This is a genomic window from Candidatus Accumulibacter propinquus (assembly GCF_056856495.1).
Window position 1 is genome coordinate 169,800 of record NZ_JBSEHC010000007.1, and the last position, 20,217, is coordinate 190,016.

Genomic DNA, 20,217 nt, shown 5'->3' on the forward strand with positions numbered 1-20,217 from the left:
GCGGCATCAAAATCGAAGGAGCGTAGAGAAGGAGCGCAGTGAGCATCAATTATGAGGACGACGAGTGGATCGGAATGCGCGAATTACTCAAGATATGCATGCCTCCAGACCAAGATGACGACGGCTTTCCGCGTCTATTAAAGTGGGAAAAGCGCGGCATAGACAAGGACGATTTCGGTGGGTTTTCCATCAAAGAGAAGGGTATTTACTTTCGGAAGTGGGATAAGTTCGCCTTGTCGCTGCTGTCCGAAGAAGAGCAAGAGATTTTGAGATACGGTCTCACATCCTCGCCAAGTAAACCAGGCAAGCCTGTTCTGAAATTCCCTTGCTCAGTTTCAGAGTTGCGTCGTTTCTTCAAGAACGAGGGACTGGCGGGCGCCATCTCCGAGGAATCCTTGGCCAAATTAATGGCAACCAGACTGAAAGAAGACACGGAGCAAGCCGATACCACGGCGCCCATAGCGAGTGAGGCGCAGGAGCAGAACGCAGACACTCTGCAAGCAGTATCCGGAAACACGGCAGAGCAGACCGACGCAGCCCATTCTGGAGCACGAAGAGATGCCAAACGCACCGAGCAAGCGGAGAGAATAGACAAGCGAAGAGCCAAAGTAGTGGCTCTGGCCCAAATAGCAGGAGAAGAGCAATGGGCACGAGGCGAACGGCAAATCTCTCAGCGCAGCGTGGCGACTTTCGTACAAACCCACTTGGAGAGTGACGCAAGCCTTCATGGTCAGCGCGGCCCGGTAGGAACAAGCACTATCCGCCAAGACCTGGGCGCTTCAAAGTGGAAATTTTCCCCACCGAAAGGTGGCCCGAGTGGACAGAGTTAGTGGACAGACTTTTTGAGGTTGAGTGACGCCACGTTGCTCCCGCAAAAAAACAAATGACGGCAGTGACTTAGAGTCTCTGCCGTTTTTATTTTCCGGAGGTAAATGGTTGCAGACTCTGGCCAGTCAGGCCAGAAAAATAAGCGCTCACTTGTTGATAATGAGCGAATGCCATGCAAAACAACACCCCACGCCGTTACACCACAATAGAGGCCGCTGCCGTCGTGCGGTTCCAGCCCCAAACCCTGCGCCGCGACTTGTGCCTTGTTGGTCACTTCAAAGGCATTCGCCCCGTCAAGCTGGTAGGCGGTCGTCTCTTATGGGACGCGGACAAGATTGACGCGCTTGTATCTGGTGAGGTGGCTTGATGACCGCCGATTCCAATATCGTTGCTGTCGCCCACGGCGCCCCCACCACCACATCCGTTCTCATCGCCGATCTTTTCGGCAGACCACACAAGAACGTCCTGCAATCGCTCGATGGACTGATCGTGGATGGCACGATAGATCGGCTAGATTTCAAGCCGATCTCCTACTTCGACGAGATGAACCGCGAGCAGCGTGCATATCAGTTGAGCGAGCGCGCCGCGCTGATTTCCATGCCGTTCATTGGCGGAAAGAGATCACGCGAAGGCCAGCGTGTCTTGGTCGATGCCTTCCTCGCCGCCCGCGACGAAATCAATCGCCTGCGCCAGATGCGCGCCTCGCCCGACTGGCAACAGGCTCGCATCGAGAGCAGGGCCGCGCGGATCGCCGAAACAGACGTGATAGCCACCTTCGTTCAGTACGCGATCCAGCAAGGCAGCAAGAGCGCCAGCCGCTACTACCTCTGCATCACCAAGGAAACGAACCGCGCGCTGTTCTTCGTCCAGTCCGCGGTCGGCAAGGATTTCAGGCAAGGACTGTCGGCGCAGCAGTTGGCATCGGTGGCGATGGCCGAAAAAATCGTTGAACGCTCGCTGCTGGAGTCGATGACGGCGAAGACCTTCTACAAAGACGCCTACCGCACCGCCGCCGAGCGCGTCCGCCAGTTCGCTGCGCTGATTGGGCAGTCGGTACCGGGCAGGACTCCGGCAATGCTGGAGGTTGCCAAATGACCGCCCCCAAGAACGGAGAAGCCCCGTCAGCGATGGCGCGCAGCGGGGCTCAGGAAAACAGAAACGACACCGACATTATCGCCACATTGGTCGACGCGATCAAGGCCCGCATCCTGGCCGGCGAGTTTGTCGGAGCGCTAGATTATCCCGAAGCAGACAGGCCGACATTTTGGGCATCCATCGCCATGGTTCTCGACGACCTGCCGTGCGTCCGCCAGACCTGGCGCACGATCGCCGAGCACCACGTTGATGGCGTTCGGACTCGGCAGAAGATGTTCCGTATCTTCCCGCGCCAAAAAGGAGTCATTGACGCCACGCTGGCCGGACTTCTCGCCTTGGCCGCGACGTGTGTCGTGTTGCTCGCTGGAGGTGCGCTGTGATGCGTGACGCTTTCGCAGAAATCGAGCGCGCCCGCTCTGCGCTCTGGTTCTTGGACGCCGGCACCGACCGCGATACCTGGGTGAAGAACGCGATGGCCGCGAAAGCTGCCGGGCTGGACTTCGACACCTGGCACGAGTGGTGCTCGTCGGCGCCCAATTACCACAACGAGCAGGACTGTCGCTCGGTCTGGCAGAGCATCCGGCCCGGACCCGTCGGCGAGGGTTCGTTGTTTCACGCCGCCCGCGCAGCAGGTTGGACCGACGACGGAGAGCCGCCCGCCAAGCGCCCGCCATCGCGCCAGGACAAGTCCCTGCAACACGAGACAGCCAAGGTCCCGCCGTTCGACCCGATCTCCTTGTGGGGCGCCTGTGAGCCGGCAGCCATCGAGCAGGAGTACATCGTCCGCAAGATGGGGCTGCCGGACGGGCTTCGCGTTTATCGTGGCCAGATGACGATCTATCGGCAAGCCTGCGATGGCGCCTTGGTGCTGCCAGTCCGCACGCTGGCCGGCGAGTTGGTCAATCTCCAGTTCGTAGTGCTCAACGAGCAGATCCCCGAGGGCGGCAAGGACAAGCTGTTTTTGCCGGGCATCAAGGTATCGGCGACGCCCGACGCCTGTTTGGTCATCGGTGGCCATATCAAGGACGGCGGCACCGTCTACGTTGTTGAGGGCATTGGTCAGGCGTGGTCTGCGCACCAGGCAACGAGGGCGCCGGCTGTCTGCTGCTTCGGAGTCGGACGCATGGCAGGAGTCGCCAAGGCCCTGCACGAGCGATACCCGTCTGCCCGTCTGGTGCTGGTGGCGGACACCAGCAAGGAAAACCAGTGTGCCGCCATCTCCAAGGAGGTATCTGGCGCCTGGGTTGAAATGCCTGCGGGAAACGCGAGCAACTACGACTTAAACGACTATCACCAGGCCGCAGGGCTTCCCGCCGTGCGCAGTCTGCTGGAGGGCGCCAAGGAGATCCCGCAGCGCTTCCAACTGCTGACACCCGCCGACCTCGCCAAGCGACCGCCGGCACGGTGGCGCGTCCGTGGCGTGCTGCCGATGGAGGGCATCGCCGCTGCCTTCGGCCCGTCCGGTTCTGGAAAGTCGTTTCTGGTGCTCGATCTGCTGGCGAGCGTGGCCAGTGGTGGCGAGTGGTTCGGATGCCGGACGAAGGCCGCGCCAGTGCTGTACATCGCACTCGAAGGCGAGGCGGGTATTGCACAGCGGGTTCAGGCGTACCAGGCGAAGCATGGCCGGCTGTCCGCTGGCTTCCGCTTCCTGCTGCAATCGCTGGACATTCGCAACGCCACCGACCGCGCCGACCTCGTGACCGCCGTTCAGGCCGCTGGCTGGAGCGATGGCGTGTTGTGTCTCGACACACTGAACCGCGCCGCGCCGGGCATGGATGAGAACGACAGCAAGAGCATGGGCGAAGTCATCGCCGCGGCGAAAGCGATACAGGCCGCCGTCGGTGGCGTTGTGCTGCTGGTCCATCACACAGGCAAGAACACGTCCAAGGGCATGCGCGGGCACAGTTCGCTGCACGCTGCACTTGACGCCGCCATTGAAGTGACCCGCACCGACGACCGCCGCGAGTGGAAGATCGCCAAGAGCAAAGACGGCGACGACGGCGAGGCGCATCTGTTCCGGCTTGACGTGGTCCGGCTTGACGTGGTGCAGATCGGCGAGGACGAGGACGACGGCGAGCCGGTTACAAGCTGCATCGTCGTGCCGGAGCAGTGCGCAGGGGATGCCGTGCGCCGAGTGAAGCTGCCGAGTGGCGGTAATCAGCGCATCGTGTGGGACGGATTGCATGAGATGTTCAAAGCTGCCGGCGAGCGCCGTCCGGATGGCGTTCCCGAAGAGCTACCGAAAGGCCGCCCCGTGCTACTGATCGACGATGCCATTGCCAAGGTTCGTTCTCGCCTGGCAGTGGAAAGCGACCGCCAGACAGAGCGCACCAGACAGGCAATCACCGGGCTGGTTACTCGTGGGCTGCTGGTTCTTCGGGAGGGTTGGATATGGGTTGCTTGACCTCCCCGCCCGGTTCCCCCGTTTTCCCCCGCGTATTTATATACGCGGCGGGGAATTTCGGGGTTTCGGGAAGCCGGAAAACCCCGTTTTCGGGGATTTCGGGGAATTTCGGGGTAAGCCCATGAGCATATCCATATGCCCCGCATGCGGCGACCGTTTCGAGAAAGACGCGTCGTGGAAAAGAACCTGCATGCCCTGCTGGAAGGAATCGAAGCGCGCCGAGCATGACGAGTTGCTGGAGTTGCGCGCAGAGGTAGCCGCCCTTCGGCGCCGGCTGCAGGCGGTCACGGCCACCCCCGCCCTCGCGATTCCGCCCGACATGCTCGCGCGCCTGATTCGGCTCTGCCATCCGGACAAGCACAGCGGTAGCGAGGCAAGCACCACGGCAACGCAATGGCTACTAGCGCAACGCGAGGCAAATCGATGATGAGCGCCCTGCTTGCTTCCAGGAAGCCACTCGGCATGCCATCACATGTGCGTGGAAAAAGCGCCGCAGCCGGCGACCGGCCAGTGCCGGGCCTCCTGCATGGATGCGCTTGGACTGGAACATACTGACACCCAGCCGATGATGATCCGTGTGCTCCATCTGGCACCCGGCGAGATCAAGGTCGCGATCGAAGCCAAGGCGCGCGAAGAGACTTGATCCCCGACCCGATTGGATGCGTCGCCGACGGAACACCGGTGTCTCGTCTAGAAGATGTCGCGGCGACGATGGAGCTATCCCTGAGCAAGGCGGCCACTCACCTGCACGCGACTCCTGTGGACACGGTACCGATGGGCCAGTCGAATGCAGGCATAGTGAGCAATTTACCCTTGGTTCATCGAAACCAACAGGTGGTGCCAATCGACCACTGGATCATAACTCGCTAGCGGCGCGTGTGCGTACTGGTGAGGGTGGTTGTCCGTGTGATGTGGGTCTTGGCCAAGGGCTGCTGGGGCGGTGTTCATCCATTGCTCGGCCTTTAGGCAGGCTCATCCTATGCGCCTTTCCCATCCGATAATGATCCATTTGGCAAGTTCGCCGCCAACGAAAAGATGTGCGTGCAAGCACTGAATCCTTCAGAATGTTGAGCCGGTCTCAGATGCTGTGAGCAATGTCGGACGAGCACGGTAGAGAACAACAATTCCAAGTTACGATCGGCCATGAAACTCGAGCACCGCCAGCCTATCGCCGCCACCCGGGACATCATTCCCGAAGCCCTGGGGACCGTGGTCAGAGCCCAGTGGCTCAGACCGAGCTGCTGGAAGCAAGGACCACCTGGCGCTCTACGACGCAATGAACACCCCTTGCCCCTACTCCGCACATCGATAGGCAGGGCCAGCAAGTGATGGAAAAACTGGATCGCTTGGTCGATGAAGTCGGAGCACTGCAGAGCAAGCTCGTCCTGCTCATCGGGCCGCCCCATTCGGGGAAGACCGCATTGCTGCACACCCTCGCAAGAAGCAAGGGCGTCACGCCACTGAATGTCGGAGCGGAGCTGGGTCGCAGGCTGGCGGCAATTCCACAAAGACAGCGTCACCTGCAGACCACGACGATCCTGCGTGAGCTGGCCGATCAACATGCCCCTGGCGACCTGCTGCTGCTGGACAACATCGAACTGTTATTCGACCGGTCCCTTCAGCTCGATCCACTCGATCTGCTGAAGCGCCACGCACACGCGAAACGCGTCGTGGCGGTTTGGCCGGGCGAGTTGCAGGGCGATGCGAGAACGGGCCGGCTGACCTACGCCGACATAGGGCATCCAGAACACCAGGACTACAGCCTTGCTGGCGTGGTCCCCTTCGAGATTCAGTAATAGGGAAGAGAGGAAAGACATGCGCTACGGCGATCTCATTCAATTCGAACCGATCGAATCGGTCATCCAACTGCTCGACGCCAATCGTCCGGACGAGGCCAAGAAGCTCGTCGCGACGTACGTCATGTCCGACGACATGGCCGAGCGGATCGCCAAGCAGATGATTCCGCAGCTTTCCTTCGACGAGTCCGTCGACCACATGGGCGTGCTGGTGGTCGGCAACTACGGCACCGGTAAGTCGCACTTGATGTCTGTGCTGTCCCTTGTAGCTGAGGACGTGGCCTACCAGCCCATGATTCGCCATCCCAAAGTTGCGGAAGCAGCGGGGAAGATCGCGGGCAAGTTCAAGGTCCACCGCATCGAGATCTCCAGCCAGATGTCGCTGCGGAACATCATCACCCAAGAGCTTGAACTCTTCCTTGAAAGGAACGGTGTCAGCTTCTCGTTCCCGGCAGCCGACAAGGTGGTCAACAACAAGGCGGCGTTCGAGGAAATGATGGCCGCGTTTGCCGAGGTTCACCCCAATCAGGGCGTGCTCCTGGTGGTGGACGAGTTTCTCGACTACCTGCGCTCCCGCAAGGATCACGATCTGGTGCTGGACCTGTCGTTCCTGCGTGAGATCGGTGAAGTCACCAAGCACCTGCGTTTCCGCTTCGTGGCTGGCGTGCAGGAAGCCATCTTCGACAGCAACCGTTTCCAGCACGTCGCCGACAGCCTGCGCCGCGTGAAGGACCGCTTCACGCAAGTTCTGCTGGCCCGGCAGGACGTCAGCTTTGTGGTTGCCGAGCGCCTGCTGAAGAAGACGGCGGATCAGCAGAACAAGATCCGGACCTACCTCACCAAGTTCGCCAAGTTCTACAGCTCCATGAACGAGCGCATGGACGAGTACGTGCGGCTGTTCCCCGTTCACCCCGAGTACATCGGCACCTTCGAGCGGCTGATCTTCACCGAGAAGCGCGGCGCCCTGGTTACCTTGCGCGACCAGATCCAGGCCGTCCTGAATGACGAAGTTCCCAACGACCGCCCTGGACTCATCGGGTACGAAAAGTTTTGGGAAACGGTGACGTCCAACTCGGTGCTGCGATCCGACCCCAGTATCGGCCCCGTCCTGAAAGTGTCGGAGGTTCTGGCGGAGCGTGTGCTGAAGGCCTTCACCCGCCCGGCCTACAAGCCGATGGCGCAGCGCCTGATCGCTGGCCTGTCGGTGCATCGGCTCACCACCGGCGGCGACATCTACGTACCGGTCGGGCCAACCGCTACCGAGCTGCGGGACACGCTGTGCCTGTACCAGCCCGGTATCGAGGACATGGGTGGCGACCCGGCCGACGACCTACTCACCGCCGTGCAGACCACCCTGCGGGAGATCGTCAAGACGGTCAACGGCCAGTTCATCTCCAAGGCGCCGGACACCGAGCAGTACTACCTCGACCTCAAGAAGGACGTCGACTACGACGCGCAGATCGAAAAGCGTGCCGAGGCCCTGTCAGATGACGCGCTGGACCGCGCCTACTACGGCGCCATCAAGCAGCTGATGGAACGCACCGACGAGAGCACCTACGTCACGGGCCATCAGATCTGGCAGTACCAGATCGAGTGGCAAGACCGCCGCGTCGACCGCAATGGCTACCTATTCTTCGGCGCCCCGAACGACCGGCCCACCGCCCAGCCAGAGCGCGACTTCTACGTCTACTTCATCCAGCCCTTCGAGCCGCCACGCTTCCGAGACGAGAACAAGTCGGATGAGGTCTTCATCAGGCTCAAGGGGCTGGACGACGCGATCAAGCGCCATCTGGCTTTCTACGCGGCGGCGCAGGACCTTGCCTCCACTGCCAGCGGCGGCGCGAAGGCCGTCTACCTGGACAAAGCCAAGACCGCGCTGCGCGACATGAGCAAGTGGCTGCAGGAAAAGCAGATGACTGCCTTCGAGGTCACGTACCAAGGCAAAACCAAGACCCTGCAGGACTGGGCCAAAGGCGTCTCCATCCGCGACAAGTTGCGCCTGGGATCTGATGAGCGTGCCAACTTCCGCGACATCGTCAACGTCGTCTCCGGCCTGGCACTCAACCAGCAGTTTGTCGAAGTCTCGCCCGAGTACCCGACATTTCCGGTGCTGGTGACTGAATCCAACCGCAAGCAACTGGTGGGCAATGCGTTGAAGGCGCTGGCCGGCGGCACCCGCACTAAGGACGCCAATGCCATCCTCGACGCGTTGGAGATGCTGGATGGCGACCGCATCGAGCCGGGGCGCTCACGGTACTCGCAAGCAGTGCTGAGCCGACTGAAGGCCAAGGGACATGGCCAGGTGCTGAACCGCAGCGAATTGCTGAACGGACAGACCGACGTGGAGTACTTCCACCCGGTGAAATTCCGCTTGGAGCCTGACCTGCTGGTGGTCGTGCTGGGCGGTCTCGTCTACTCCGGCGACATCGTCCTGGCGATCACCGGCGACAAGATCGACTCCGGCAAGATCACGCTGCTGGCCGAGCGCGGCCTCGAAGATCTCAAGCAGTTCAAGCATGTCGAAGCGCCGAAGGAAATCAACGTCGCCGTTCTGCGGTCGTTGTTCGAACTGCTCGGCCTGTCGCCCGGCTTGGCGCAACTGGCCACGCAAGGTTCGGAAGAACCCGTCAAGCAGCTTCTCGAAGCCGTCTCCAAGCTGGTCGGCCGTGTCCTGACGGCGGGCACCGATCTGCAAGGCAAGCTCACCTTCTGGGGCAGGCCGCTGCTCACGGACGACGAAATCCGAGACTGGCGCACCCGTCTGGAAGCGCTCAAGACCTTCACTGAGGGGCTGACGCCGTACAACACGGTCGGCAAGCTGAAGAACCTGCGCATCGGCTCCGACGACATCGAAGCCCAGAAGAAGAACCTCGAGGTTCTGGCCGCTGTTGAAAAGCTGCTGGAGCTGGTGACGGAGTTGGGCAGCACAGCCGCCTACCTGTCGCAGGCCGAGATGGTGCTGTCCAGCGATCACGCCTGGGTCAAGCAAGCGCAAAGCGCACGCAAGGACATCCTCGACAAGCTCGCGCTGGACCGCAACGCACAGCATGCCGCCGAGTACCGGCAGACCCTGGGTCAGCTCAAGAAGGACTACCTCAACGCCTACATCGCCCAGCACAGCAAGGCACGCCTAGGAGTGGCCGAGGACAAGACCAAATCTGCATTGCGCAAAGACTCCCGTCTGGTCGCGATGCGGGCCCTGGCGGGCATCGCACTGATGCCCACCAGCCAACTCACCAACTTCGACGACAAGCTCGACAAGCTCAAGAGTTGCGCGTCGCTGGTGGAATCGGAGCTGTCTGCCAGCCCCTATTGCCCTCACTGCAGCTTCCGCCCCGCCAACGAGCAAGGCGACTTCCTGCCGGCAGCCAACGTGCTCAAGCAACTGGATGAGGAACTGGACCGTCTGCTCGACGGCTGGCAGCAAACGCTGCTCGACAACCTGGACGACCCGATCATTCAGGTCAACCTTGATCTGCTGAAGGCATCCGCCCGCGAGCTGATCACGAAGTTCGTCGCGTCGAAAAAACTTGCCGAGCCCGTGACCCCGGACTTTGTCAGCGCCGTGCAGGAAGCCCTGTCAGGACTGGAGAAGATCGGCGTCAGCGGCGACGAAATCAAGAAGGCCTTGCTACAGGGCGGTTCACCGGCGACGCCAGATGACCTCCGCAAGCGATTCGAAACCTTTCTGAATGACCGCTGCAAGGGCAAGGACGCCAGCAAGCTACGGTTCGTGGTGGAGTAGATGAGTCAGCCACAAAACCTCGGTCGCAGAGCCATTTGCACCATCCAAACTGGGAAGTCGGCGCTGGCGGGACGGCGCCTTAGCACTACGGGCCAAGCTGATCATGGATAGAAAAGAATTGCAGGCACGCCTCCAGTCGATTGAGTGGAACGACATCGAATTCAAGGAAGCGACTTGGGCCGCGCCCAAGGATTCGCTGGAAACCGTCAGCGCCTTCGCCAACACGGCGGGCGGGCACTTGGTATTCGGCGTCAAGCAAGCCAACGGCACCTTCACCATTGCCGGTGTCACCAATGCCGACGAAATGCAGAACACATTTCTCGGCTGGGTACGCGATCAGAACAAGATCAGCGTATTCTTGCCGATCAATGGATCAGTTCATTCCTTGGCTGAAGGCACGGTTCTGGCCTTCTATGTGCCCGAAGCCAAACGCAACGAAAAACCCGTGTTCATTGATCGCTCACCGCACAAGGCATACATCCGCCGTGGTGGGCGCGACGACACCTGCACGCGCGACGAACTGCTGCGCTTCATCCGCGACGCATCGAACATTCGCTACGACGCCGAGCCGCTGGATGTCGATACCAGCCGTTGCTTCGACGAAACCTCCGTGCGCTGGTATCGTACCCGTTTCGCCGCCAGCAACCCCGGCAAGGATACGGCGGCTGACGACACCGCCTTCCTGCGCAACTGGGGCTTTCTGGTTGAGGAAGGCGGCGTGCTGCGCCCCACCCGCGCCGCCATCCTAGTGCTGGGCAGTGGCGAATACGTCCGCCAGGTGCTGCCGCGCATGGTGACGGATGTGCAGCTCTACCGCAACACTAGTGCCGACTACGACTCCGCCGTGCGCTGGGCCGACCGCCTCACCGTGGAAGACAACCTCATCAAGGCGTGGCAGTCCATCGTCGAGTTCTACTTCCGCCACAGCGAGCGCCCCTTTGCCGTGGATGCCAGCACTTTGCGCCGCGACGACGATCCACCGGACTACATCTCCTTCCGCGAAGCCGCCATCAATCTGCTAATCCATCAGGACTTCGGCGACACCACCCGCGTGCCGGTCATTCGCTTCTTCCGAGACCAGACCGAGTTCTTCAATCCTGGTGACGCCTTCGGCTCGCGCGAGCAACTGCTTGACCCCGGCGACAAGGAGGTTCGCAACCCCAGTATTGTCAACGCATTCCGCCGTATCGGCTTATCCGACCAGGGCGGCACCGGCGTGCGCGCCATCTTCGATGGCTGGCGCAGGCTGGGCTACCTACCGCCGGAAATCGAGAACCACAAGGCCGAAAAGAGCTTCCGCCTGCGGCTGCGCAAGGAAAAGCTCATTAGCGAAGCCCAGCTTCTGGCACAGGCACGCCTGGGCGTGAGCCTCTCCGGGCAGGAAGCCGATGTCTTCGCTTACCTGACCCGCAAGGGCCAGATTGACATTGCCGATGTGAAGGCGCTCACCGGCCTTTCTGGTACGGACGCCCGACAGCTTGTGCAGCGGCTTACCGTACAAGCTTTGCTGGTGGCGCAAGGCGAAACCGGCAACGTATTCGGTCTGACCGAGCATTTGCGACCTCGCTTCTTGGCCGGAACGTCCAGCGTTCAACCAGAAAATCCACACGTTGCAGCGGAACTTGGCGGTGAAAAGAGCACCGATCAAGCTACCGATCAAGCTGGCGCAGGTGCAGGCGAGCTTGATCGGTCACTTGATCGCTTGTCCGACGTGCAGTGGCGGCTCATCGGTTTTGCCGACGTGCCTCGTTCGATGGCGGAATTGATGACCCACACGGGCTTCAACCATCGCCCGCACTTTGTAATGACTCATCTGGCGCCGCTGTTGGCGGGCGGCGTGCTGCGCCTGACCCTCCCTGACAAGCCACGCTCCCCCAACCAGCAATACGTGCTCACCGATGTCGGGGTAAAACTCAAGACGATGCACGGGCAAGCCGGTGTCGCAACCGAACAGGAACCAGAACAATGACAACCTCCCACTCCCTAGTCGCCGACGTGCCTAAGCCATCAGGACCGGTTGAGTGTCTCGGCCTGCCATTCCCAAACGACGAAGCTCGGCGCGAGCACTACCTGGCAATTCTTCGCGAAAAGCTGAACGACCCAGCCTTCCGCAAGATTGGAGGATTCCCCACCGGCACGGACGAAGACATCCTTGCGCTGTCTGACCCTCCCTATTACACCGCTTGCCCGAATCCCTTCATCGGAGATTTCATCAATCGTTACGGCACGCCCTATGACGAAGCGATCCCGTGTAACAAAGAGCCGTTTGCGACGGATGTGAGCGAGGGCAAGAACGATCCAATTTATCTAGCTCACAGCTACCACACCAAAGTGCCGCATAAGGCCATCATGCGTTACATCCTCCATTACACCCAGCCTGGCGACCTGGTTTTTGATGGGTTTTGCGGGACTGGCATGACCGGAGTGGCCGCGCATCTTTGCGGAGACCGTGCGGTCGTTCAGTCACTTGGCTATAAGGTTGAGGCCAACGGTGAAGTATTGTCGCCCAATAGAGAAGATGGTCGTGCGATTTGGAAGCCGTTCTCAAGGCTCGGTGTGCGGCGCGCAATTCTTAATGATCTATCGCCCGCGGCAGCGTTCATTGCGCACAACTACAACACACCGGACGATGCGAACGACTTTGAGAAAGAAGCTAATGACATATTGGGCCAAGTGGAGGCCGAATGTGGATGGCTTTATGAAACAAAGCACACTGATGGGCGCACCGCGAAGATTAACTATACGGTGTGGTCGGATGTGTATGTTTGTCCAGAGTGCACTAGCGAGGTTATTTTTTGGGATGCGGCGGTTGATCGCTCTGCTGGCGAAGTTAGCGACGAATTTCCATGTCCGCACTGTTCCGTAAGCTTGTCCAAGAGAAATATGGAGCGTGCGTGGGTTAACAGGGTTGACCCTGACTCACATTCTACAGAGCGTCAGCCCAAACGTGTCCCAGTCCTGATTAACTACACGATAAGCGGCAAGAGGTTCGAAAAGAATCCCGACGAGCTTGATCGGAGGCTAATTGAAAAAATTGAATCGATACCTGTGCCTTATTGGGTTCCCACAGAAAATGTTATTGATGGGAAGGAGATCGGAAGGCTTCGCTCCATCGGAGTGACGCGAGTTCACCATATCGTCCCAAAGAGGGCAAATTGGGTGCTTGGGTCTTACCTCTCGAAATGTAAAAACCCAAGACTCAAGTTGGCCGTAACGGCAACACTGCTGAACCTAAGCTGGATGTACCGTTGGCGCGCAAATGGGAAAGGTGGGACCACTTCAGGAACCTATTACATTTGCGCAACGCCTCAAGAAAATAGCGCATTCAATCAACTGAGGGCGAAGATAAAGCATTTGTCTGGGGTTGTCGGCGACACAATGAACATCCTTTCAAATCAGGATAGTGGAAGGCTCAGCATCCCAAGCAATTCGATTGATTACATATTTTTGGACCCACCGTTTGGTTCCAATTTGATGTATTCGGAACTTAGTTTTCTTTGGGAAGCTTGGTTAAAGGTCAAGACCGAGAATAAATTTGAGGCTATCGAAAACAGCTCGCAAGGGAAAAGCATCGACGACTACAGACACCTCATGACCTCATGCTTTAAGGAGGCAAATCGCATCCTAAAGCCAGGAAGATGGATGACTGTGGAATTCTCAAATACTCAGGCCACGGTGTGGAATGCCATACAAACTGCGCTCCAAGAGGCTGGATTCGTTGTCGCGAATGTTTCTGTACTCGACAAAAAACAGGGAAGTTTCAAGGCTGTCACAACAACTACTGCGGTTAAGCAAGATTTGGTCATCTCCACCTACAAGCCCAATGGCGGTCTCGAAGAACGTTTCGCCAAGGCGGGCGGCAGTGAGGACTCCGCTTGGGATTTTGTCCGCACTCACCTTAAATACCTCCCAACCGTGAAGCTTAGGGATGGGCAGATTGAGTTCGTCGCTGAGCGCGATCCGCGCATCATTTTCGACCGGCTAGTGGCCTGGTTTGTCCGGCACAGTTTTCCGGTACCACTCTCCAGCCAGGAATTTCAGGCGGGGCTGTCGCAGCGCTTCGCTGAACGGGATGGCATGGTCTTCCTGCCCGAGCAAGTCAGTGAATACGACAAGAAGCGGATGGAAACTGCCAAAGCGCCGCAGATGGAAATGTTTATTGCCGATGAGCGTTCGGCTATCGACTGGTTGTCCGATTTTCTAAAGAAAAAACCTTCGACCTATCAGGAAATCCACCCCGAGTTCATCATGCAACTGGGGGCTGGCTGGAAGAAGCACGAGGCCAAGCCGGAACTCTCGTATTTGCTGGAAAGCAACTTCCTCTGCTATGACCCCAAAGACAAGGACGGTGTTGAAGTCCCTTCGCAGATTCACAGCTATCTGTCGACGAATTGGCAGGAGTTCCGCAATCTGGAGAAGTCAGACCCACGCCTGAAAACCAAGGCGACTGACCGCTGGTTTGTGCCCGATCCGAGCAAGGCACGGGACCTGGAAATGGTCCGGGATAGGGCGCTGCTCAAGGAGTTCGATGCCTACCGTTCGTTTGCCGGCCGCCGCCTGAAAACCTTCCGGCTCGAAGCGATGCGTACCGGTTTCAAGACCGCGTGGGCGAACCGGGACTACGCGACCATCATCGCCGTCGCCCAGAAGGTGCCGGAGGAAGCTTTGCAAGAAGACGAAAAGCTATTGCTTTGGTATGACCAGGCGCTCACCCGCATGGAGTCTGGCACCTGATGCCGGAGATCGGCCAAACCTTGGTTGGTCATTCCTTCGGCGTTTGGTGCTGGCATGCACGCCTTGCCGCGCCTTGCCGCGTGGTCGAAAGGCAAGACATGTGGGGCGAAACCGCCTACCGCGTGTGGCTGCCCAGCAAGGATGCGGTCGTGCGTGCGCGTTCGCGGGACTTGGCCACACTCGACAGCGTTCCGCCAACGGTTGCGCACATTCTCCATACCGCAGCGGCGGCCAAACTGCTGGACGCCTTGGAGGACAACCTGCTGCTGGCGCCTATCCAATCTAGCGTGGTGCCGTTGCCGCACCAGCTCTATGCACTCAACCGAGCCATGAGCCAGCACCGCATTCGCTACCTGCTGGCAGATGAGGTGGGCCTGGGTAAGACCATTGAGGCAGGGCTGATTCTGCGCGAACTGAAGTTGCGCGGCATGGTCAAGCGCGTGCTGGTGGTGGCACCCAAGGGACTGGTGCGGCAGTGGCAGGCCGAGATGCGCCTGCACTTCGGAGAGAAACTGCAATTCATTGACCCAGCGGAACTGGCAGCCTTCCGGCAATGGCGCAATGATGAAGAAAACCTCTGGCGGCTCCACGACCAGGTGATCTGCTCGCTCGACTCGGTCAAGCCAATCGAAGGCCGCAAAGGCTGGAGCCTGGAGCAACTGAACAACTACAACCGCGAGCGCTTTGAGGATCTGATTTCGGCGTCGTGGGATCTGGTAATCATCGACGAGTCGCACCGCATGGGCGGTAGCACTGACCAGGTGGCCCGTTACAAGCTGGGTGCTGCACTGGCAGAAGCAGCGCCCTACTTGCTGCTACTGTCGGCCACGCCACACCAGGGCAAGACTGACCAGTTTTTGCGCCTGATGCAGTTGATCGACCGCGAATCCTTTCCCGATGAAGGCAGCGTCAGCCGCGATCGCGTTCGACCTTTCGTCATTCGCACCGAGAAGCGCAATGCGATCGATGCGGAGGGCCAGCCGCTGTTCAAGCCTCGCGTCACCCGTCTCCAGGCCGTGTCATGGCAAGACCGGCACGGCGCCCAGCAGCGACTGTACGAGGCAGTCACCGACTACGTGCGCCATGGCTACAACCAGGCACTGGCGGCCAAGCAGCGGCACATCGGGTTCTTGATGATCCTGATGCAGCGGCTGGTGACGTCCAGCACGGCGGCGATTCGCACCACGCTGGAGAAGCGGCAGGCGTTGCTCAATGAACCCCAACCGCAGGCATCGCTGTTCGATTCGACCGAGATGGACGAGTGGGCCGAGCTGGACGGTCAAAGCCAGGTGGACATCGCGGTGCAGACCTCGGGCTGGGTGCAGGAGAAGGCCGAGGTTGACCTCCTGCTGACCCTGGCCCGGGAAACCGAGGCCCAGGGCACCGACGCAAAGGCCGAGGCCCTGTTGGAGTTGATCTACAAGCTGCAGCAGGAAGAGAACGATCCGACCATGAAGGTCTTGATCTTCACGGAGTTCGTGCCGACACAAGCCATGCTGGCGGGTTTTCTGGAGAGCCGTGGTTTCTCGGTGGCCCTGCTTAACGGCAGCATGGATCTGGACACGCGCGCCAAAGCGCAACAGGCCTTCTCAAGCGCCGTTCGAATTCTGGTCTCGACCGACGCTGGCGGCGAGGGTCTGAACCTTCAGTTCTGCCACGTCATCGTCAACTTCGACATGCCGTGGAACCCGATGCGCATCGAACAGCGCATTGGCCGCGTGGACCGTATCGGCCAACGCCATGTGGTGCGGGCAATCAACTTCGTTCTCGAAGACACGGTGGAGCACCGCGTCCGCCAGGTGCTGAAGACCAAGCTCGAAGTCATCGCCCAGGAATTCGGCGTGGACAAGGCCTCGGACGTGATGGACTCGGTCGAGGCGGAAGCAATGTTCGACGAGGTGTTCGTGCAGGGCCTGCAAGACCCCGGCTCGATCGACAAAGCGTGCGACGCCGTGATCAATCAGGTTCGCGACAAGGTCGCCGACGCGCGCAAGAACAGCGACCTGCTGGCGGATGCCCACGCGCTGGATGCCATTGAGGCTCGCAAATGGCGTGACCACCCGGCGCAGTTTTGGCTGGAGCGCGCAATCACCTCCGGATTGCCGGCACGTGGCGGCAGCGCCGTAAAGACGGGTGATGCATGGCGCGTGAAATGGGTGGACGGCAGCCAATCGACCAAGGTTTGCTTTGACGCCAGGACTGCGGAACAGAACCCGGACCTGGAATGGGTCACGTTGGAGGAACCGCGCGCCAGAGCGGTGATCAGCGAGCTGTCACGTTGCGTTGCTGGGCAGCCTTTGCCGGTGGTCAAGATCGCCGGCCTGCCTGAGGCTGTGCAGGGTGTCTGGTCACTGTGGGAAATCAGCCTGTCCGCTGAAGGTCTCAACCGAAAGCGCTTCCTGCCGGTCTTCGCAACAGACGACGGGCGGACCTTTGTGCCCACGGCCAAGCGCATCTGGGACCTGCTGTTGACTGAGGCGGTTGAGATCACCGGCGCCACCACCACCGAGCAGGCGGTGCAGTGGTTCGAGGCATCCATGACAGTGGCCAAGAACCAAGGCGAACGCCTGTTCTCTGAATTGCTCGGAGAGCACCGTTCAAGGCTGAAGGAAGAGCGGGAGCGGGCCAAGTACGCCTACGACGCCCGATATCAGGCCATCGGCAGGATTGGCTTGCCTGCTGTTCGCGAGCATCGCCGCAAGCGGCTGAACGCCGAGCACCAGGCACGGATGGCAGCTTTGGATGACGCCGAGGCGAGTGTGCCGGATCTCAATGCAGTGATGGTGCTTCGGGTGGGGCCGGTATGAGCCCGTGGATTGATCGCATCCTGAAGGAGTTTCCGGCAGACCTGTCTCGCCTGTGGATCGCCGCCGACCCCGACGATGTGCTGCTGGACGAGCAGGTGCTGTCAGGCCTGCGGGAACGAGGCTTTGAGGTGCTGCCGTTCGAGGACTCGGTCGCGTTCCGCGCCGAGTACGAGGATCGGTACCGGAACGCTTGGGACCGTGGTGAAGCAGCGCCGGCCAAGGCCCTGGTGTTGCACCTGCGTGGCACCAGCATCAGTGATCTGCCCTGGGACTACCTGAGGCAGGCACGCCGTGTGAGCCTGAGCCTTGCCAACCTATTCCCAAGGCTCAGCTATCCCGTGGTTCGCCAGATCGGCGCAGAGCACCATGAGGCGTTGTTCGCAGCACAGGTGAAGCATGCATCCCAGACCCTGGGCGAATCCGCGACCAAAGAGTTCGTCCTGACCCACATCTTCAAGATCAGCCCGCACCTGATTTCGAGGCCTGAAGACCTCTGGCGAGAGTTGCTGCGGTTGCACTACCGCGACGCCGGTCTACCGCTGATTCTCGCAGACCACGTTGCGCATGTGCTTGGCGATCACACGGCGTTCAAGGATCTGCCGATCAGCGAGCTGTTCGCATCGAAGAGCGCGTTGCTTCGCGTCGTGCAGGACGCTTGGTACCGCTACCTGTCACGTCTTGGTTTGACGGGAATACGCACTGGTGAGCCGACACCAGCAGACTTCATTGCCAAGGCCGACGTGCCGTTCGAGCACCCGGATGTTCGGGTGCTTGTCGACTCGATGTTCCTGGACGGCCTGCTTCACCCGCTCGCTGTTCAGGGCGCTGCTGTCAGCATTCCTGAGTGGGCGAAGGTGGGCATCGTCCAAGATCCGCTGGCACTGAGGAACCTCGTCGCCGAAGGCATCAAAGGCATTCTTCAGTCGCTGCCAACGCTTGAATCGTCCTACCGCGACTGGGTCAACCTGTCCCGCCGGTTCGGCGAGGTACTTGCCCGGTTTCATGCCTTGGACACGGTGCGCGCTGAAGGGCTGAAAGACGCCATTGCCGAGCTGCAAGCCACCACCGACGAGCGTCTGCGGCAATGGGTAACCAAGCACTATGCCGACCTGCTTTCGTTGCCTGTCGCCAAAGGGCCGGTCATGGTGCACCACGTGCCGCGTTTTCTTTCGATGCGGCGTGGTGCCGGCGAGGCCAAGATTGCCCTGCTGGTGTTCGATGGTCTTGCCGTCGATCAGTGGGTTCAGATCCGGGAGGCCCTGGCCAAGCGAGTGCCCAAGCTCGGGTACGAGGAAGGCGCGTGCTTTGCCTGGCTCCCAACCCTGACGTCGGTATCCCGGCAGGCGCTGTTCTCCGGACTCAAGCCGCGAGAGTTCGCCGACACGATCCAGTCCACAGCGCCAGAGCCGACGCAGTGGTCGCGGTTTTGGCAAGACCAGGGGCTGCGCGCCAACGAGGTCATGTACCGCAAGGGCATCAAGCGAACGGATCAGTTGGCGGAACTTGGCACTGCCATTTCAGGACCATCGATCAGGGTTGCGGGCATTGTGGTGGACATGGTCGATGAGATTGTGCACGGTGCCGTATTGGGCAAGCGAGGAATCGCCACGCAAATCGAGAACTGGTGTGAGAGCGGCTTCGTCGATCAGCTGTTCTCGCTGTTGCTCGACAAGGGCTTCCACGTCTACCTGACTGCCGACCACGGAAATGTGGAAGCGGTTGGCCAGGGGCGACCCAACCAAGGGGTGGCCCCAGAGCTGCGCGGTGAGCGTGTTCGAACTTACCGCAGTGAGAGTTTGGTGGCTGAGTCGGCTGCCGCGAATCCAAACACCTACCGTCTTGATGTCGCTGGACTGCCAGTGAATTTCATGACCTTATTCGCTGGCGGACGCGCTGCCTTCATGCAGCAAGGTGAACCAGCCGTCGTCCACGGCGGCATCTCAGTCGAAGAGCTGTTGGTGCCTTTCGTCAAGATTAATTATGTGAGTCCAACTGAATGATTCCGACAGCCCCACAAATTGGCTTCGACCGGTTCATCCAGCTGGATTGGGTGGCTGCAGCGCTGAAGGTACGCGCAGGCATGGCCAGTCTCGATGAGCTGAATGAACTGCTGGATGCCGCCGGCCTTGGGAAAGAGGCCAAAGCAAAAACCCGCACGAAATTGAACGCGCTTGCGCTTGAGCCAAGGCCCGAGCTGGCTGCCCTCATCGACCGTGGCGTGCAAATCTTCAAAGGCACGGAAGATGCTGGCGAGCTTGCTGTTTTCGCATGGGGTGCGGCAATCGCCACATACCCCTACTTTGGAAAAGTGGCCGAGTTCACTGGGCGGCTAACTTCGATCCAGGGAGATTGCGCGGTGTCAGAGATCCACCGCCGCATAAGTGAGGTGTATGGCGACCGCGAGGTGACAAAGCGCGCTACACAGGCTGTGATTCAGACGCAAGGGAACTGGGGCGTGATCAAGCGGGTCGAGAAAGGCAGACGGCTCGTCCGTTTGCCGGCGAGAAGCCTCACGAACGACGGGATGGTCGCGTGGCTGGTAGAGGCCGCCCTGCACTACCAGCAGAAGCCGATGCCACTGGCAAGTCTGCAGTCCTTGGCAGTGATCTATCCGTTCATACTTGATCAGCCTCTCGCCTATCTGATGTCCAACAGCCCGACGCTGGAGGTGCGAGCGGAAGGTTCGAGCGACCAAGTTGTTGCGCTGCGCACTCTACTTTGAGGAGCGCCTTGGCGCGATGGCTACCGAGCAAGAACACAGGTTCCGGATAGGGCTTCGTCTGGTCTTATAGTGACTGTCACGCAACA

The 20,217-nt window shown here is 59.9% G+C and carries 14 protein-coding genes; all 14 read left to right on the plus strand.

Annotated features, from left to right (window positions below):
- Window positions 1-38: 38 nt before the first annotated feature.
- The 14 genes from AC15MQ_RS21575 to AC15MQ_RS21640 all read left to right on the plus strand — a co-directional run bounded on the left by AC15MQ_RS21575 (window position 39) and on the right by AC15MQ_RS21640 (window position 20,131).
- Complete coding sequence (locus AC15MQ_RS21575) at window positions 39-830, plus strand: hypothetical protein (protein ID WP_483081290.1); 792 nt, start codon at window positions 39-41, stop codon at window positions 828-830.
- Window positions 831-1,000: 170 nt separating this feature from the next.
- A complete protein-coding gene (locus AC15MQ_RS21580) occupies window positions 1,001-1,195 on the plus strand; it encodes a hypothetical protein (RefSeq protein ID WP_483081291.1) in 195 nt (64 codons plus the stop codon).
- Window positions 1,195-1,923, plus strand: a complete 729-nt coding sequence (locus tag AC15MQ_RS21585; protein WP_483081292.1) for a Rha family transcriptional regulator — start codon at window positions 1,195-1,197, stop codon at window positions 1,921-1,923. The genes AC15MQ_RS21580 and AC15MQ_RS21585 overlap by 1 nt, the downstream gene beginning before the upstream one ends.
- The gene (locus AC15MQ_RS21590) at window positions 1,920-2,303 is read left to right on the plus strand and encodes a hypothetical protein (RefSeq protein WP_483081293.1); all 384 of its coding nucleotides are present in this window, start codon (window positions 1,920-1,922) and stop codon (window positions 2,301-2,303) included. The genes AC15MQ_RS21585 and AC15MQ_RS21590 overlap by 4 nt, the downstream gene beginning before the upstream one ends.
- The gene (locus AC15MQ_RS21595; RefSeq protein WP_483081294.1) at window positions 2,303-4,327 is read left to right on the plus strand and encodes an AAA family ATPase; all 2,025 of its coding nucleotides are present in this window, start codon (window positions 2,303-2,305) and stop codon (window positions 4,325-4,327) included. Before AC15MQ_RS21590 ends, AC15MQ_RS21595 begins: the two co-directional genes overlap by 1 nt.
- 190 nt (window positions 4,328-4,517) lie before the next feature.
- Window positions 4,518-4,754 (plus strand): hypothetical protein, encoded by a 237-nt coding sequence (locus tag AC15MQ_RS21600; RefSeq protein WP_483081295.1) that lies wholly within the window; start codon window positions 4,518-4,520, stop codon window positions 4,752-4,754.
- Between the two features lie 51 nt (window positions 4,755-4,805).
- Complete coding sequence (locus tag AC15MQ_RS21605; RefSeq protein ID WP_483081296.1) at window positions 4,806-4,970, plus strand: hypothetical protein; 165 nt, start codon at window positions 4,806-4,808, stop codon at window positions 4,968-4,970.
- A 682-nt stretch (window positions 4,971-5,652) separates the two neighbouring features.
- Window positions 5,653-6,123, plus strand: coding sequence for a BREX-3 system P-loop-containing protein BrxF (brxF, locus tag AC15MQ_RS21610; protein WP_483081297.1), 471 nt, complete (start codon window positions 5,653-5,655; stop codon window positions 6,121-6,123).
- Between the two features lie 19 nt (window positions 6,124-6,142).
- Complete coding sequence (locus AC15MQ_RS21615; RefSeq protein ID WP_483081298.1) at window positions 6,143-9,868, plus strand: DUF6079 family protein; 3,726 nt, start codon at window positions 6,143-6,145, stop codon at window positions 9,866-9,868.
- Between the two features lie 103 nt (window positions 9,869-9,971).
- Window positions 9,972-11,837 (plus strand): RNA-binding domain-containing protein, encoded by a 1,866-nt coding sequence (locus AC15MQ_RS21620; protein WP_483081299.1) that lies wholly within the window; start codon window positions 9,972-9,974, stop codon window positions 11,835-11,837.
- The gene (locus AC15MQ_RS21625) at window positions 11,834-14,602 is read left to right on the plus strand and encodes a DNA methyltransferase (RefSeq protein WP_483081300.1); all 2,769 of its coding nucleotides are present in this window, start codon (window positions 11,834-11,836) and stop codon (window positions 14,600-14,602) included. The genes AC15MQ_RS21620 and AC15MQ_RS21625 overlap by 4 nt, the downstream gene beginning before the upstream one ends.
- Window positions 14,602-17,409: a DEAD/DEAH box helicase gene (locus AC15MQ_RS21630; protein WP_483081301.1), complete on the plus strand. Its 2,808-nt coding sequence runs from the start codon at window positions 14,602-14,604 to the stop codon at window positions 17,407-17,409. Before AC15MQ_RS21625 ends, AC15MQ_RS21630 begins: the two co-directional genes overlap by 1 nt.
- Window positions 17,406-19,409: a BREX-3 system phosphatase PglZ gene (gene pglZ, locus AC15MQ_RS21635; protein ID WP_483081302.1), complete on the plus strand. Its 2,004-nt coding sequence runs from the start codon at window positions 17,406-17,408 to the stop codon at window positions 19,407-19,409. Before AC15MQ_RS21630 ends, pglZ begins: the two co-directional genes overlap by 4 nt.
- Complete coding sequence (locus AC15MQ_RS21640; RefSeq protein ID WP_483081303.1) at window positions 19,406-20,131, plus strand: hypothetical protein; 726 nt, start codon at window positions 19,406-19,408, stop codon at window positions 20,129-20,131. The genes pglZ and AC15MQ_RS21640 overlap by 4 nt, the downstream gene beginning before the upstream one ends.
- Window positions 20,132-20,217: the final 86 nt, after the last annotated feature.

Bases quoted from the DNA above. Each gene is read 5' to 3' on its own strand.
- AC15MQ_RS21580 (WP_483081291.1), top strand. From the start codon at position 1,001: ATGCAAAACAACACCCCACGCCGTTACACCACAATAGAGGCCGCTGCC.
- AC15MQ_RS21600 (WP_483081295.1), top strand. From the start codon at position 4,518: ATGCCCTGCTGGAAGGAATCGAAGCGCGCCGAGCATGACGAGTTGCTG.
- AC15MQ_RS21615 (WP_483081298.1), top strand. From the start codon at position 6,143: ATGCGCTACGGCGATCTCATTCAATTCGAACCGATCGAATCGGTCATC.
- AC15MQ_RS21590 (WP_483081293.1), top strand. From the start codon at position 1,920: ATGACCGCCCCCAAGAACGGAGAAGCCCCGTCAGCGATGGCGCGCAGC.
- AC15MQ_RS21640 (WP_483081303.1), top strand. From the start codon at position 19,406: ATGATTCCGACAGCCCCACAAATTGGCTTCGACCGGTTCATCCAGCTG.
- AC15MQ_RS21595 (WP_483081294.1), top strand. From the start codon at position 2,303: ATGCGTGACGCTTTCGCAGAAATCGAGCGCGCCCGCTCTGCGCTCTGG.
- pglZ (WP_483081302.1), top strand. From the start codon at position 17,406: ATGAGCCCGTGGATTGATCGCATCCTGAAGGAGTTTCCGGCAGACCTG.
- AC15MQ_RS21620 (WP_483081299.1), top strand. From the start codon at position 9,972: ATGGATAGAAAAGAATTGCAGGCACGCCTCCAGTCGATTGAGTGGAAC.
- AC15MQ_RS21585 (WP_483081292.1), top strand. From the start codon at position 1,195: ATGACCGCCGATTCCAATATCGTTGCTGTCGCCCACGGCGCCCCCACC.
- AC15MQ_RS21630 (WP_483081301.1), top strand. From the start codon at position 14,602: ATGCCGGAGATCGGCCAAACCTTGGTTGGTCATTCCTTCGGCGTTTGG.
- AC15MQ_RS21625 (WP_483081300.1), top strand. From the start codon at position 11,834: ATGACAACCTCCCACTCCCTAGTCGCCGACGTGCCTAAGCCATCAGGA.